Origin of the sequence: Pseudomonas sp. NFPP07 (genome assembly GCF_900115645.1) — a bacterium.
Lineage (GTDB): Bacteria > Pseudomonadota > Gammaproteobacteria > Pseudomonadales > Pseudomonadaceae > Aquipseudomonas > Aquipseudomonas chlororaphis.
In genome coordinates, this window is record NZ_FOXG01000001.1 from 520,037 (window position 1) to 535,080 (window position 15,044).

A 15,044-nucleotide genomic window follows, 5' to 3' on the forward strand; every position below is an offset into this window, starting at 1 on the left:
ACTAACCCTCCATCCAGTCTGGCCGGAACAGGCTGAGCGGCAGCTCGATGCCCCGTTTGGCCAGCACATCGCGAAACGCCGGAACCATGCCGGTGGGGCGGAATTCGCCCAGGACCTCGCCTTTCTCGCCCAGACCACTGCGCACGAAAGAGAAGATCTCGGTCATGGTGATGATTTCCCCTTCCATGCCGTTGATTTCCTGCACGCTGACCAGCCGCCGCGTGCCGTCCTCCTGCCGCTCCAGCTGGATGACCACACCGATGGCCGAAGCGATCTGCTGACGCAAGGCCTTGATCGGAAAGGTCGCCCCGGTCATCGACACCATGTTCTCGATCCGTCCCAGGGCATCGCGGGCGGTGTTGGCGTGGATGGTGGTCAGCGAGCCGTCGTGGCCGGTATTCATCGCCGTCAACATGTCCAGCGCCTCGGCGCCACGCACCTCACCGATGACGATGCGGTCCGGGCGCATACGCAGGCTGTTGCGCACCAGCTCCCGCTGGCCCACCTCGCCACGGCCCTCGATGTTCGACGGACGGGTTTCCAGGCGTACCACATGGGGCTGCTGCAGTTGCAGCTCGGCCGAGTCTTCGATGGTCACGATCCGCTCGTTGTGCGGAATGAAACTGGACAACACGTTGAGCATGGTGGTCTTGCCACTGCCGGTGCCTCCGGAGATCAGGACATTCAGCCGGCCGCGGACGATGGCCTTGAGCATCAGGGCGATGCCCGGGGTCAGGGTACCCATCTGCACCAGGCTCTCGGTGTTGAGCAAGTCCACGGCGAAGCGGCGGATCGACATGCTCGGCCCGTCGATGGCCAGCGGTGGAATGATGGCGTTGACCCGCGAACCGTCCTTCAGGCGAGCGTCCACCAGCGGCGAGGACTCATCGATGCGCCGCCCCAGGCTGGAAACGATGCGATCGATGATATTCAGCAGGTGCTGGTCGTCGCGAAAACGCACATCCGTTCTTTGCAGCTTGCCGAAGCGCTCGACGTACACCGAGGCATGACCGTTGACCAGGATGTCGGACACACTCGCATCGTTCAGCAGCGGCTCCAAAGGTCCGAGGCCAAGCACCTCGTCGGCGATCTGCTTGAGGATCAACTGACGGCTGCTGGAATTGACCGGCGCCGAATGCTCGTCGAGCAGGCGCTGGCAGATGTCGCGGATCTGCCGCCCGGCCTCGGCCGGCTCCAGGGAATCGAGGAGCGACAGGTCCATGACCTTGAGCAACTGCTGGTAGATCTTTTCCCGCCATTCGATCTCTATCGGGCCGAGCTTGGTCCTGGTTTCATAGATCAGGTCCGGCACACTGGCCTCCCAGGCCATGAGCACGCTGGCGCACTCTTTGCCGTCGAGGGACGCGTCCTGGGTTTCTGCCGGTGCCTGTCTACCGGGTTGCTGACGCAGGCGATTACGAAAGTCGCTGAGCATGGCCTAGCCTCCGAACAGACGATTGAAGGTACGTTTGAACAAACTCTTCTCGGCGACCTCGATTCCGATCAGGTTCTGGGTCACCTCACGCAGGGCCAGGGTCACCCCGGAACGTGGCGCATGCAGCTCGAGCGGCACACCGGTGTTCTGACTCTCGCTGACCACCGCATAGTCGTTGGGCACGGCTTGCAGGGTCGTACAGCGCAGGGCATCGGCAATATCCTTGAGGCTCACCGGCGAGGCCTTGTTGTAGCGGTTGACCACCACCTGTATCCGGTTGCTCTGCACATTCAGGTCGTCGCGCAGGATGCGGGTCAGGCGGGTGCCGTCCTTCAGGTGGCTCAGGCTCTGCTGCAACACGACGTAGATGCGATCGGCCTGTTCGAGCGTGACGCCGGTGAGGTGATCGATCTGTCGTGGCAGATCCACCACGACCCAGTCGTAGGTCCCACGGGCCAGGCGCAACAGTTTTTCCAGCTGGTCCAGGTGCACGTCCTGCGTCAGGCACAGCTCCCCGGTACGCCCGCCCAGCACATGCAGGGTCGGGCTGAAGTGGTTGCAATAGCCACGCAAGGCGATGCTGTCCAGGGACTCGACCTGCTTCAGCACATCCACATGGCTGTGGGTAGGCACCACATCCAGGCAATGCGCCACGCTGCCGAACTGCAGGTCCAGGTCCAGCAGCAGGGTCCTGCCACCGCGGGTGGAGAGCTGGTGCGCCAGGTTGCAAGCCAGCATCGAGGCTCCCGAACCGCCTTTGGCGTTCATCACCGCAATCAGCTTGCCACCGGTCCCCTGCTCCGCATTGGCCTCCATGAGCATACGGCCGATGGCCGCCTGCAACTCTTCTGCCGCTACCGGCTCGGGAAGAAAGTCCCGGGCGCCGGCCTGCATCGCCAGGCGCATGCCCTCGCGCTCATCCAGCGGGCCGCAGACCAATAGCGGTGGGCGCTCCTTGAGCGGATGCTGCAACAAGGCCGCCAGCTCTTCGCGCCACAGGTGGCTGACGCGCAACAGCAGGAAGTCGGGCATCTGCTCCAGCCCATACAGCGGATCGGTATGACCGTTGCTCACCAGGCGAGTGGTTACCTGCAGGTTCGGCAGCCCTTGGCTCAACGCTTTCAGATGATTCAAGGTGGTCGCGTCGCGCCCACTGATCAGCAGGCGCTTGCCTTGCTTTTCAGTAGCAGCGACAACGGGCGCTTCTCGGGTACTCAACATGGTGTGATCTCCGGTGTGACTGCTGCCTGGGGCTGCCGACCGAGGCTTTCACGTGGCACGGTCGACCTGAATACCGGTAAGACAAACACCCCGTTGAACCCAGGAATCAGCAGATTGAAACTGAAATTGGATACCTGTAGCTGGACATAACGAATGGCGACAAAGCCGCCGGTGCCGCTCAGATCGTTGGGGCTGGTGACGACCGCGCCGTTGGTGTCCAGATAAACCAGGTTCAGGTTGGCGGCCGTCAGGTTATTGAGCAGGCTGCTCGGGCCGCCGTCGGTGGAAGCGTTGAACATCGCCCGACGCAGAATCACCGGATCGTTGATGTCGCATACCGCCGCCAGACGGGCGCCGCGGCGCACGGTTTCATTCAGGGCATTGACCGTGAAATACAGCCGGCCCATTTCCAGCACACCGAACAGCACGGTGAACAGCACCAGGCTGGTGATCGCGAACTCGACGGTGTACAGCCCACGCATACCTTTGACGTTCATCACAAGGCCCTCATGACGACAGTGGAAGTCAAGGCCAGGCCCAGCGGCACGTTGCTGCCATACAAGACGGGCAAGGCACTGCCGATCACCGGCACATAGGTGTAGGTAATGCTGACCTGGACATGCTCGGCCCCCACCGCGCTGACCGTGACATTCGCCGGCGTCAGCCCCGACACCACCGCCGGGTAGCCATTGGGGTTGGCGGGCACGCCATAGACAGCGACGTTCTTGGCCTGGGTCTGCAGCGTGCCGCTCAGGTCGAGCTTGCCGAGGGTGGAGTTCCACGCCTTGTCAGCGACATAACGCCCGGCATCGCGACTGGCCTGCATCAGGCTGTTGTACTGGAACAACATGCGGCCGAACTCGGCGAAGGTCAGCATCAGCAACAGCAGCAGCGGCAACGTCAATACCAGCTCCACCATCGCCAAGCCGCCCTGGTTGCGCGGCGACCTGAATCCTCTGCGTCCCATAAAGCCTCCTAAGAATCGGTACTTGGCGTCTGGCTGTTGTCGATATAGGTCTTGTACAGCTGGATGATCTGCGGCCCGGTGGTATTGGCCGGGTTGGGACCCGGCACGTTGTCGCCTTCGCACACACTCTCGAACTGACCGAATATCTGCGACTCATTGCCCTTTTGCGACGCCGGTTGCAGGACGAAGTAGCAGCCGAAACCCAACACCGGTATCGAGGACGACCCATCGTTCTTGCCCGAACAGTCACCGATCACGATCTTGATGATCCGCCGTTCGAACGCCCCGCTGCTCTGGCAGCCACCACCGCTACCGGCAACGCAGTTGGCGGAGTCCTGCACCCAGTCGTTGTAGTCGTACAAGGCGCTGCCAGCCGCGGACAAATTGCCGCTGCTGGAGGTAACCGCCTGATTGTTGTACTGAATCTGTGCGAGCGCATCGTCGTAAGTGAACGACTTGGGGTTGGTGGTGATCACCAGGTCCGGTGGATAGTCCGCCGCCTTGAGACCGCCGGAATACTCGTTGAAGCGTGTATTGAGGCCCTGCGAGGCTGGCCCCACGGTATTCCCCGGCTTGGTCTGGACATTCGAACCGACGCTGTTGCACTGGCTGATACCGCCAGCCAAGCCCTGCCTGACCGTGCTGCCGCCGGAGCCGAAATCGAGCAATTGGAAGTTGCCGGGGCCAATCGGCGAGCTGTTGCCTGCGGCGGTTTTCAACACCTGCGGATCGCCGAACTGGAACCCCCAGAACATCCCGGTGGACGGATTGTTTTTCGTCGGGTCGCCGCACACCATCAGCGGCGTGAGGTCGCAAGGGCTGGCGGGGCTTGGCCCGGCGGTAGCGACCGCGCTCACGAACTTGTTACCGACGCCATTGCCCAGGGTCTGAAAGACGCCCCAGAAGAATCCGGCCAGGGAATAGTTGGTGACCGTCACCCGTACATAGCTCGCATTGGCCGGCCCCGGGAAAGAGAAAGGCCCATAGACAGTGGACGCCAACTCCACCGTGGCAAAGCCGCCGACATTGTTGGCGATGGCGGTGGCCAGCTCCTGATTGCCGCTGGCATTGGCATTCAGGGTCAGGGTATTGAGCGCAGCGCTCTGCGCCAGGCTCGCGGCCCCTGTCGCACCCATTACCGTACTGAGGGTCTTGGCACCGCTCAGCGCCGCGGCATCCACCGCATTTTGCAGGCGGGACTTGTTCACCAGCATATGGCCGCCATCCAACGCCAGGGCCCCCATTAGCAGCATCGCGGCCAGGGCAATCACCACCAGTACAAGCATTGCGCCGCGCTGCTGCCGTGGAAATGCACTCAATGGCTGTTGGATACGCGCACTCATCATCAAGCCCTCATTGTTCGTCTATGTCGTACCCGATCATTTACAGCTGGGACTTCACAACGTTGACCTCGATCCCGCGGATCACCGTGATCCCGCTATCGCCGCTGGCACGACGCCGGACAATCGGCCGAACCACTGGCGGGGCAGGCACTTCCTGGATCATGGCGACCGGCTCGACCATCGCCGGTTGCTTCTGGTTGTCCAGCGGATTGCGCAGGGCCAGTTGCAGCTTGCCGGCCGCCATCCCCTTGACCAGTTCCTCGGCCTGCTGGGGGGTCATTTCCAGGGTCACGGCGCGCACGACCACCGGTTGGGTCTTGTCGGTACTGGCCGTCTGGTCCACCGCCAGCACCCGCAGGTCTTCCAGGATGGTCTTGGATTCGGCATCGCCGGTATTGCCGGTCTGCCGGGTAGCCAGCACGTCGACCCGGTTACCCGGCAACAGGAAGCCACCCACGCCGACCACGTCGTCCACCCGGACCGAGATCGCGCGCTTGGTGGGCTCGATCAGCGACGCCAGGGTGCTGCCGCCCAGGTGTTCGGCCAGACGCGCACCGCGCAGGATGTCGCCGCGCAGCATGGAGAAGGTGGCGATCTTGCCCACCACCTTCTCGGTCGCGTCGAAAGCATCCTCGGGCACCGTTTCCTTGGGCATACGGACCAGCGCGACCTGCTGTGGCTCGACCATTTGCCCGAAAGCGATTTCCACGGTCGCCACCACCACGTTCTGCTGGTTATCGTCGGGGGTGGCGTTGAGCCGTGCATTGAGCCAGGTGTTGGCCATCCATGCCGCGCCCAGGCCCAGAACCACGGACAGGGTCACCAGAGTGAAAGTACGAGAACTCATGTCGAAATCTCCTTACTCAAAGAAAGTCGAGCTGGACGAAGTAGCTGTGCCATGCCCACTCCAGTTCCAGGGTTGACAGGGGTCCGCTGGCGCCCACATAACGCTGGCGATCGAGCGCCATGCTCAAGAGATCCCGTGGGTGACAAGGCACCAGCGGCATGTTTTCAGCGCCATAGAGTTCATCCAGGACGTAGCGCAACAGCAGCGGGTCGTATTGGATGTTCAGGCGCTCTGTCTCTTGAATCCAGATACGTTCGTACTCCTCGGGCTTGAGGTAGCCGAACTGCAGCTTGTAGCCAATCCGCCGCAGGAACGCCTCGTCGGCCAGTTCCAACGGGTTCAGGTTGGTGGAAAACACCAGGATCAGGTCGAACGGCAGCTCGCAGTGCCGCCCGCCGCCGAGGTTGAGGAAGTCGCGTTTCTCCTCCATCGGTACGATCCAGCGATTGAGCAATTCCGCGGGCGCCATGCGCTGGCGCCCCATGTCGTCGATGACGAACAGGCCATTGCTGGCCTTGAGCTGCAACGGTGCCTGGTACTGGCGAGTGAAGGGGTCGTAGCGGATATCCAGCTGTTCCATGGTCAGCTCGCCGCCGGTGATGACGATCGGCCGTTCACAGCACAGAAGCCGGCGGTCGATCCCCTCATTGAGCATCAGGCTGTTCTGCGGATCGCCGACATCCAGGCGCCGGTGTACCTGGGGGTCGTAGATCTCGATCACCGCATCGTTGATCGCAATCGCATGGGGCACCCAGACGGACTCGGAAAACAGCCGGATCAAGCGACTGCTGACATAGGTCTTGCCCGTCCCCGCCGGCCCGTAAATCATGATGGCGCGCCCGGAATTCAGGGCCACGCCCAACTGATCGAGCATGTTCTGCGCCAGCACCATGGAGCCGAAGGAAGCCTGCATGTCCCGGGCGCTGATACGGCCATGGTGAATGGTCTGTACCTTGAGCAGCGAGCGATAGGCGCTCACCGGAAAGGGCGCCGCGCCGATATAACCACTGCGCGACAAGGCATCGCGGGCAGCATTGCGGCCGCGCTCGGTCAGCCCGTAGCGCAAGCCCTGGCCACCGGCTTGGCCAAGGATCTCGACCCGGTGATCCTGACGCAGGAAGGTCAGGACTTCTTCAACCACCGCCCCCGTCAGCGCCAGGCGCTCTACCAGTCGAGGCATGTCCAGTACACCCGCATCGTGCAAATGCTTGCAGACCAGGTCTCCGAGGAAATTGTCGGCCAGCCCGGTCTCGAGGATCGTGCGTGGCTGTGGAGCCAGTCGCTGCACTGCTTCCCGGTCATTGCCGGTCGGACGGCTGTTACTGATGGCGTACATAACGTTCTCCTGAGCTACTGGCCAAGGGGCAACCAGAGGTAAAAGCTGGCCAATGTGCCGAGCAGGATCGCAACCGAATAGGGAAAGGGTTTGCCGGCCACTTCATCGTCCGCCGGCGAAAAATAGGCCCTGGCTCTCATCATCTGCCAGTAGCGCCCCATGGTCTGTTGAACTTGACCACGTACCAACACAATCAATACCCCGCACGCGCCGCCGGCGATCAGGCTGAAAAATGCAGCCCAGAGGGCGTGCTGCGGAGTGAGAAAAGTGCCAACCATGGCCATGAGCTTGACGTCGCCGGCTGCCATCCCGCCAAAGGCGTACAGGGGAAGAAAAACGGCAAAACCGATCAACATGCCCAGCAGTCCATAACCAAACCCGATGACGCCTGAGGAATAGACCTGGCCGGCAATCCCCAGCCCCAGCCCCACCAGCACCAAGAGGTTGGGAATACGGTGGCGACGAAGGTCGCTCACCACCGCAATCCCCAGCAGTCCCAGCATCAATGCAACAACGAATAATTGCTCTTTGCCCATGACTGCAGCCCTCGGTGGAAGTTGGCGTATTAGCAGACGACACCCTGAACAGCACATCCCAGGCTGGTGATGGCCGTGGCCACGTTGCCGCCCAAGGTGATAAATGCAGCAACAGCGCCCAAAGTGATCAGGCCGCCGGCCACTGCATATTCCACAATGGTCAGGCCGTCTTCGTCTTTGGCGAACTTGATGATCGAAGTCTTGATCGATTGCAGATTCATTTTCCCACCTCACTCAAGTGTTTTTGTTTAAGAGCAGCACTGTCGTACTGCCTGGTTGAACATTAGTCAGGGAAGCATTGGAAGGGTTAGGAGTTTTTTGCTGATCGTTAGGACTTTATTGCTGTTGTTGAAAGATGCAAAAAAGCACCAGGAACAACACAAGAAACAGATGGTTTATCTAAGGAAGGAATAATTGAAGAGTCGCCTTGAAACAGTCTTGCCGTCGATGAAAGACCGGCCTGAGCACTGGCCGACAAAGACAAAAGCCCCGGCCATATTCGCTGCACCCCAACCATAGTGCGAAACGAAGTAAACCGAGGCTTCCATATCAGGATTTGATCTTCACGCGAGCAATACAGCGACGATACTCCTGAAGCTGGAAAGAGAATTTGCAGGCTGCGGCAGAGCGATGGAGCCGTGCTCGGCCAAAGGTCACTTTGACAATTTGAACTCGCTCGAGACCAGGACTGGAGCCATCCGTCATCTACTGTGCGCTGACTGCACATACCGATTGAGAAGGCTCCATCCTGTCCAGACGAGCGCAGACAGAACAACGGCGGAAACACACATGCACCACAGATACGGCCTCAGCCCGAGGGAAACCGCTCTTCGCAGCCAGACCCAAGAAGTCTGGCCGCGTACGAGCAACAAGCAGCTCCCGCCCAGGACTGAAGACTCGGCACAACGGCTGTCGTTAGCACACCACGCCCTGAACAGCGCAACCCAGACTGGTGATGGCGGTGGCCACGTTGCCGCCCAGGGTCACGAACGCGGCAACGGCGCCCAGCGTAATCAGACCACCGGCCACGGCGTATTCCACGATGGTCAGCCCCTCTTCGTCCTTGATGAATGCCAGCACCGAAGTTTTGATTGTTTGCAGATTCATTTTGTTCACCTCATATATAAGAAAAGTTGCTTTAAGGCGATCAGTATTTGTGCCGCCTGACTGAATCCTAGTCAGGGACTAACACAAAGAGTTAGGAGTTTATTGTCGGTTTCTAGGACTTTTTTGCAATGCTTGGCAAGACAGCAAAGAACACCAATGAAACTAAACCTGGCAGAGGGAGTTTTTTTCAGAAAAGGAACTGTTCTCATATAAAACTAAATTGATTCAGCCGTGGCCGGTGGTGCAAGAAAAGGCGATCGCAACAGCAAGGAGCTGCCTGTGACTCTTATCTCGCTGTCAGACATAGAAGGTAATCAAGAAAATTTATGAAGCGTTATCAGAACTTGATCCTTTGCCCGCAAAGCCCAGTGGCGATACTGACAGCCCAGGAAGCGGCAGTGAGACACCAGGAAGGAATAAGGAAATGAAACCTGAGTCGGCCCAAAAACCCTCTCTTTTATGGTTCGACCTCACGCGCGACCGATCCTCTGAAGAACTGATCGCGCTGTTTCGTCCAGCCTGCGATTGCCAGGTGTCGAAAGATGCGTCCCTGCCCGAAAAGGACACCCATCCTCTACCGGACATGATCTGCATGCACTATGACCGCCCGGACATGCCAGGGCTCAATCTGTTACTGGAGATCAAACACAAGATTCCCTCCATTCCCATCGCCATGTTCACGGTGCAGCACTCCGAAGAACTCGCCGTCTGGGCCATGCGCTCGCGTGTCTGGGAATACATGGTGCTCCCTCTCTCGAGTGCCGAGATCCGGCGCTTCCTGCATGCGCTGAAGCAGCTCTACGAACTGCGCCACAGCAGCGGCCCCGGCGACAAGACGCTGCAGATCGAACATGGCCCGTCCCTGCCGGACAGCATCCGGCTGACCGTAGAGCACCAGAAACATCAGGCACTCAGCGATGTGCTGCTGTACATCGAGCAGAATTTTCGTGAAAGCATCGACCAGAAAGAGCTGGCCAAGCGTTGCGGCATGACCACGTTTCGCTTCAGCCGGCTGTTCAAGGAGGTCCATGGCCTGGGATTCATGGACTACATCCTGAGCAAGCGCATGGATTGCGCCAAGAATCTGCTCGACAACAGCCAGATGCCCATCACCAGCATCGGCTATGAAGTCGGCTTCAAGGACCCGTCCTACTTTGCCCGCGCCTTCAAGCAATTCGCGGGCGCCAGCCCCAGCGAATACCGACAACGCCGAAGAATCCCGGAACGGGTAAAAAAAGAAGAGGCGGAACTGGAGCAAACGCTGTCTCAGGTGATCGACAGCCTGCCGCTGCGTATCGAAGGTCGATGAACAGGCCAGGCATGCCGCTCAGCCCAGCCGGCATGGCGCCTTGGGCCCCGGCAGCCGTGGGCGGTTGCCTGTCTATCTGTCTGCGCTGCGCCTTAGACACTGTCCAGCCGCCTTCCGCTTGAGCATCCGCTCGCCGACACCCCGCCCCGCCATCCTGGCGGGGTCACGGCGTCGTTCGCCGGGCGCTATACCCAGCCGCCATCGACGATGAAGTTTTGCGCCGAGCACATGGCGGACGCATCGGACGCCAGGAACAGCGCCATCTGGGCGATATGCCCGGGCTCCACGCTGCCCGGCAGGCATTGGCTGCGGCTGATCAGCTCGCGGGCGGCATCGTCGACCCACATCGCCAGTTGTTTTTCGGTCATCACCCAGCCGGGCACCAGGGTGTTGACCCGGATCCGCCAGGGCCCCAACTCCCGCGCCAGGGCCCGGGTCATGCCGTGGGTGGCCGCCTTGCTGGCGGCGTACACGGGATAGCCGCTGGAGGCCATCATCCAGCCGATGGAACCCAGGTTGATCACACTGCCGACGCCGGCGGCCTTCATCATCGGCACCACCGCCTGGCTGGCAAAAAAAGCGTGCTTGAGATTGACCGAAATGAGCTTGTCGAATGCCTGCGCGTCGACTTCTTCCAGACTGTGCCGCACGTCATTGGCGGCATTGTTCACCAGCACCGTGATGGGTCCCAGCGTCTGTGCAAAGCGCCCGATCGCGGCCTGGTAAGCGACCTCGTCGGTGATGTCGCAGTGCGCGAACTCCACGCGATGGCCCTGCGCCGATAGCCGGGCCGCCAACGCCTCGCCCTGGCTTTGCGCCATGTCCACGAACGCGACCCTGGCGCCCTGCTGTGCGAAGGCGCAAACCAGGGCTTCGCCAATTCCGGAAGCTCCGCCGGAAATCAATACGGTCTTGCCCTCGAGATCCGCGTACACAGCCTGCATGCCAGCCCCTTTTTCAGTGTTCATCATGACGGTTCCTGAGCAGTGTTCATTTCGATTCGACCCTTAAATAGTCTTATTTTATGTTGTAAGCATGCCGAATTAAGCGATAAATTTGCCGATACACCGACAAAATAATGCAAATTAGTAGAACTATTCCACTCAAAACAACAAAAGGAAGTTCAACCATGCCGCACTCTCCCCACCGGCTTTCCAGCCTCGGCCTGTCGCTGCTGCTCGCCAGTTTCGGCGCCCAGGCCGCAGGCCTGTCCAGCGAACACAAGGCCTTTGGCAAGACCCTCGACGGCACCGCCGTCGAGCAATACGTGTTGCGCAACAGCCATGGCCTGCAAGCCACGGTCATCACCTACGGCGCTGTCCTGCAATCGTTGAAGGTGCCGGATAAAAACGGCACCTTCGACGACGTGGTCCTGGGCTTCGACGACGTCCAGGGCTATCAGCGCGGTACCGCGTTCTTCGGCGCCACCATCGGCCGCTACGGCAATCGCCTGGCTGGCGGTGCGTTCGAGCTGGACGGCCAGCCTTACCAGGTGCCGCTCAACGACGGCCCGAACTCGCTGCATGGCGGCGCCCAGGGCTTCGACAAGCGCGTCTGGAAAGCCCGGCCGATCAAGCGCAAGGACGCCGTCGGGGTGACCTTGAGCTACCTGTCCAAAGACGGCGAAATGGGCTTCCCCGGCAACCTGCAAGTCGAGGTCACCTACAGCCTCAACGACAACAACGAGTTGCGCATCGAATACAGCGCCTCCACCGACAAACCCACGGTGCTGAACCTCACCAACCACAGCTACTTCAACCTCGCCGGCGCCGGCAACGGCGATGTGCTCGCCCAGCTCGCCACCCTGCACGCCAGCCACTACACGCCGGTCAACGCCAGGCTGATCCCGACCGGCGAACTGGCCCCGGTCGCCGGCACGCCGATGGACTTCCGGCAACCGACCGCCATCGGCCAGCGCATCAAGGACGATCATCCGCAGCTCAAGTTCGCCGAGCCGAAACAGGGCGGCTTCGACTTCAACTGGGTGCTTGACGCCAAGGGCGACGTCGGCCAGCTCGCCGCCGAAGTGCGCGACCCGCAATCCGGTCGCCGCTTGCAGCTCTACACCAGCGAACCCGGGGTGCAGTTCTATACCAGCAATTTTCTCGACGGCACGCTCAAGGGCAAGGCGGACAAGACCTACAACCACTGGGGCGCGTTCACCCTGGAAACCCAGCACTTCCCCGACTCGCCCAACCAGCCGGACTTCCCCAGCACCCGGCTCAACCCCGGCCAGGTCTACAGCCAGGACACCGTGCTGAAGTTCTCCGCCGACTGAAGCGCGGTAGCCACCACTGCCCTGCCGATCCGGCAAGGCAGTGGTCCGGCGACGCCGGCATGCCCCTGATAAAGCCCCCCCTGGATCAGCGTTGTTTCATACGGTCGATGACCACCGCCAGCAGCAGGATCGAACCGCGGATCACGTACTGGTAGAAAGTGTCGATGTTTTTCAGGTTCATCGCGTTTTCGATGATCGCCAGGATCAGCACCCCGGCAATCACGTGGCGGATCATGCCGATCCCGCCGCTCAACGACACCCCGCCGAGCACGCAGGCGGAAATCACCGTCAGCTCGAACCCCTGGCCGATCATCGGCTGGCCGGAGGTCATGCGCGAGGCCAGGATCACCCCGGCCAGCGCGCCGATCACCCCGTGCACGGCGAAGATCACGATCTTGGTCCGGTCGACATTGACCCCGGCCAGCAGCGCGGCTTCCTGGTTGCCGCCGATGGCCATGGTGTTGCGCCCGTAGGTGGTGTAGTTGAGCAGCCAGCCGAAGAACAGGAAGCAGCCGATGGTGATCAGGATCGGCACCGGCACCCCGAACAACTGGCCATTGCCGAAGACGAAGAACGACTCCTGGGACACGCCGACCGCCTTGCCGTTGGCGAAGATATAGGCCAGGCCCCGGACGATCTGCATGGTCGCCAGGGTGGTGATCAGCGCATTGACCCGCAGCTTGGCAATCACGATGCCGTTGATCAGCCCGACCAGCAGCCCCATCAGCAGCGCGGCGCCCACGCCAAGGAGCATGCTGTCGGTGTCGCGCATCACCACGGCCGCGACGACCCCGGCACAGGCGATCACCGACCCCACCGACAGGTCGAAATGCCCGGACGCCAGGCAATAGAGCATGGTGCAGGCGGCGATGCCGGTGGTGGAAATGGCCAGGCCCAGGCCGCGCATGTTCAGCGGCGAGAGGAAGTTGTCGATGAGCAGGGTGCAGAGCACGAAGATCCCCACCGCCGCCAACAGCATCGCCCAGTTATCGAGCAGGCCACGCAGGTCCAGGGGTTTGCGCGCCGTCGGCAGCGCGTTGTCTTGAGTTGTCATGTTCACCTCTTCAGTTCTCCAGGCCGTCGGCGCGTTGGCGCGGCAAAGCCAGTTGCAGCAGGTTGGATTCATTGGCCTGTTCACGGCTCTTCTCGCCGCGCAACGCGCCTTCGCAGAGCACCAGGATGCGGTCGGAGATACCCATCACTTCCATCAGGTCGCTGGACACCACGATCACCGCGATGCCCCTCGCCGCCAGGTCATGGATGATCTGGTAGATCTCGGCCTTGGCGCCGATATCGATGCCGCGCGTGGGTTCGTCGAGCAGCAGGACTTTCATCGGCATCGACAGCCAGCGGCCGAGGATGGCCTTCTGCTGATTGCCGCCGGACAGGTAGACGATTTTCTGCGCCGCGTTGGGCGTCTTGACCTTCAACGCCTTGATCTGTTTGTCGGCGTTGCCCTTCTCCCAGCCGCCGCGCAACAGCCAGCCAAAGGCCGAATGGGCGCCGCGCGCACTGATGTTGATGTTCTCGGCCACGCTGGAAAGCGGAATGATGCCTTCCTTCTTGCGGTCCTCGGGACACAGCAGCACCCCGGCGGCGATGGCATCGCGCGGCGAGCGCAGGCGCAATGCCTCGCCACACAGCGCCAGGCTTCCGGCGCTGACCCGCTCGAGGCCGCCGAGCAGGCGCAGCAGTTCGGTACGCCCCGCGCCGACCAGGCCGAACAGGCCGAGCACCTCGCCCTGGTGCGCCTGGAAACTCACCGGCGCACGCAGGCCCGGCCCCAGCAGGCCGTCGACCTTGAGCGCCACCGCGCCGCGGGGCCGCGGGCGGTAATCGTAGATGTCCTGGATATCGCGACCGACCATGCAGGTAACCAGCTGGTCGTGGGTCAGTGCGCTCATGTCCTCGAAGGTGCGCACGTAGCGGCCGTCCTTGAACACCGTCACCGCGTCGCAGATACGGAACACCTCCTCCATGCGATGGGATACGTACAGCACCACTTTGCCTTCGTCCCGCAGGCGCCCGATGATCGCCATCAAGCGCTCGATTTCCCGGGCCGACAGGCTGCTGGTGGGTTCGTCGAAGGCAATCACGTGGGCACCACGGGACAACGCCTTGGCGATTTCCACCAGTTGGCGCTGGCCCAGGGACAGGCGGCCGACTTTCTGCTCGGGATCGATTTCATCGGCCAGCCCCTTGAGGCATTCCAGTGCATGCTGGCGCAGCGCACGGCGGTCGATTACCCCGAGGCTGGCCGGCAGATGGCCGAGGAACAGGTTCTCGGCCACGCTCATGGCGGGCACCAGGTGCAACTCCTGGTGGATCACCGCCACCCCGCTGGCAATGCTGTCGGCCGCGCACTTGAACGTCATGGTCCGCTCGCCGATCTGCACACTGCCGCTGCTGGGCGTGTAGGCGCCGCCAAGGATCTTCAGCAAGGTCGACTTGCCTGCGCCGTTCTCGCCCATCAGGGCGTGCACCTGCCCCGGCTGGGCGGTGAAACTGATGCCGTCCAGCGCCTTGACCCCGGGGAAGGTCTTGCCGATACCGTTGAAACACAAACGGGCGCCGGCACTGTGTTGTCGTTTATTCAGTTGCGCGTGCATAACCACCTCATCAAGTCAGGCGGCCCGTGCAAACGGGCCGCCGGGGAAAGTCGACG

At 61.5% G+C, this 15,044-nt stretch carries 15 protein-coding genes; 2 read left to right on the forward strand and 13 right to left on the reverse strand.

The window, feature by feature from the left end; all coding sequences use genetic code 11:
• Window position 1 precedes the first annotated feature (1 nt).
• From BM019_RS02460 to BM019_RS02505, 10 genes are all read right to left on the reverse strand, one after another.
• Complete coding sequence (locus tag BM019_RS02460) at window positions 2-1,435, reverse strand: TadA family conjugal transfer-associated ATPase (protein WP_009045261.1); 1,434 nt, start codon at window positions 1,433-1,435, stop codon at window positions 2-4.
• Window positions 1,436-1,438: 3 nt separating this feature from the next.
• The gene (locus BM019_RS02465) at window positions 1,439-2,656 is read right to left on the reverse strand and encodes an AAA family ATPase (RefSeq protein WP_009045262.1); all 1,218 of its coding nucleotides are present in this window, start codon (window positions 2,654-2,656) and stop codon (window positions 1,439-1,441) included.
• Window positions 2,650-3,153, reverse strand: coding sequence for a TadE/TadG family type IV pilus assembly protein (locus tag BM019_RS02470; RefSeq protein WP_085532066.1), 504 nt, complete (start codon window positions 3,151-3,153; stop codon window positions 2,650-2,652). The genes BM019_RS02465 and BM019_RS02470 overlap by 7 nt, the downstream gene beginning before the upstream one ends.
• A complete protein-coding gene (locus tag BM019_RS02475; RefSeq protein ID WP_009045264.1) occupies window positions 3,153-3,623 on the reverse strand; it encodes a TadE/TadG family type IV pilus assembly protein in 471 nt (156 codons plus the stop codon). Before BM019_RS02475 ends, BM019_RS02470 begins: the two co-directional genes overlap by 1 nt.
• Before the next feature lie 8 nt (window positions 3,624-3,631).
• On the reverse strand, window positions 3,632-4,969 hold the full coding sequence (locus BM019_RS02480) for a TadE/TadG family type IV pilus assembly protein (protein ID WP_092417522.1): 1,338 nt from the start codon (window positions 4,967-4,969) through the stop codon (window positions 3,632-3,634).
• Between the two features lie 37 nt (window positions 4,970-5,006).
• Window positions 5,007-5,813: a Flp pilus assembly protein CpaB gene (gene cpaB / locus BM019_RS02485; protein WP_053262386.1), complete on the reverse strand. Its 807-nt coding sequence runs from the start codon at window positions 5,811-5,813 to the stop codon at window positions 5,007-5,009.
• 16 nt (window positions 5,814-5,829) lie between these two features.
• Window positions 5,830-7,149 carry an ATPase AAA gene (locus BM019_RS02490; RefSeq protein ID WP_009045267.1) on the reverse strand — a complete coding sequence of 440 codons (1,320 nt, stop codon included), beginning with the start codon at window positions 7,147-7,149 and terminating at the stop codon, window positions 5,830-5,832.
• 14 nt (window positions 7,150-7,163) lie between these two features.
• Entirely contained in the window at window positions 7,164-7,685 is a 522-nt protein-coding gene (locus BM019_RS02495; protein WP_009045268.1) for an A24 family peptidase, read from the reverse strand.
• A 29-nt stretch (window positions 7,686-7,714) separates the two neighbouring features.
• Window positions 7,715-7,906 carry a Flp family type IVb pilin gene (locus tag BM019_RS02500; protein WP_009045269.1) on the reverse strand — a complete coding sequence of 64 codons (192 nt, stop codon included), beginning with the start codon at window positions 7,904-7,906 and terminating at the stop codon, window positions 7,715-7,717.
• A 694-nt stretch (window positions 7,907-8,600) separates the two neighbouring features.
• Entirely contained in the window at window positions 8,601-8,792 is a 192-nt protein-coding gene (locus tag BM019_RS02505) for a Flp family type IVb pilin (protein WP_009045270.1), read from the reverse strand.
• Window positions 8,793-9,216: 424 nt separating this feature from the next.
• Here BM019_RS02505 and BM019_RS02510 point away from each other — a divergent pair, with 424 nt between their 5' ends.
• The gene (locus BM019_RS02510) at window positions 9,217-10,101 is read left to right on the forward strand and encodes a helix-turn-helix domain-containing protein (protein WP_092417523.1); all 885 of its coding nucleotides are present in this window, start codon (window positions 9,217-9,219) and stop codon (window positions 10,099-10,101) included.
• Between the two features lie 185 nt (window positions 10,102-10,286).
• Here the strand turns inward: BM019_RS02510 and BM019_RS02515 are convergent, their stop codons facing one another.
• Window positions 10,287-11,069 carry an SDR family NAD(P)-dependent oxidoreductase gene (locus tag BM019_RS02515; RefSeq protein WP_092417748.1) on the reverse strand — a complete coding sequence of 261 codons (783 nt, stop codon included), beginning with the start codon at window positions 11,067-11,069 and terminating at the stop codon, window positions 10,287-10,289.
• Between the two features lie 161 nt (window positions 11,070-11,230).
• On the opposite strand from BM019_RS02515, the gene BM019_RS02520 reads away from it, so the two are divergent.
• Entirely contained in the window at window positions 11,231-12,379 is a 1,149-nt protein-coding gene (locus tag BM019_RS02520) for an aldose epimerase family protein (RefSeq protein ID WP_092417524.1), read from the forward strand.
• Between the two features lie 85 nt (window positions 12,380-12,464).
• On the opposite strand, the gene araH is transcribed toward BM019_RS02520, so the two are convergent.
• Entirely contained in the window at window positions 12,465-13,433 is a 969-nt protein-coding gene (araH, locus tag BM019_RS02525; protein WP_085532070.1) for an L-arabinose ABC transporter permease AraH, read from the reverse strand.
• 10 nt (window positions 13,434-13,443) lie between these two features.
• Window positions 13,444-14,988 (reverse strand): L-arabinose ABC transporter ATP-binding protein AraG, encoded by a 1,545-nt coding sequence (araG, locus tag BM019_RS02530; RefSeq protein WP_092417525.1) that lies wholly within the window; start codon window positions 14,986-14,988, stop codon window positions 13,444-13,446.
• Window positions 14,989-15,044 lie beyond the last annotated feature (56 nt).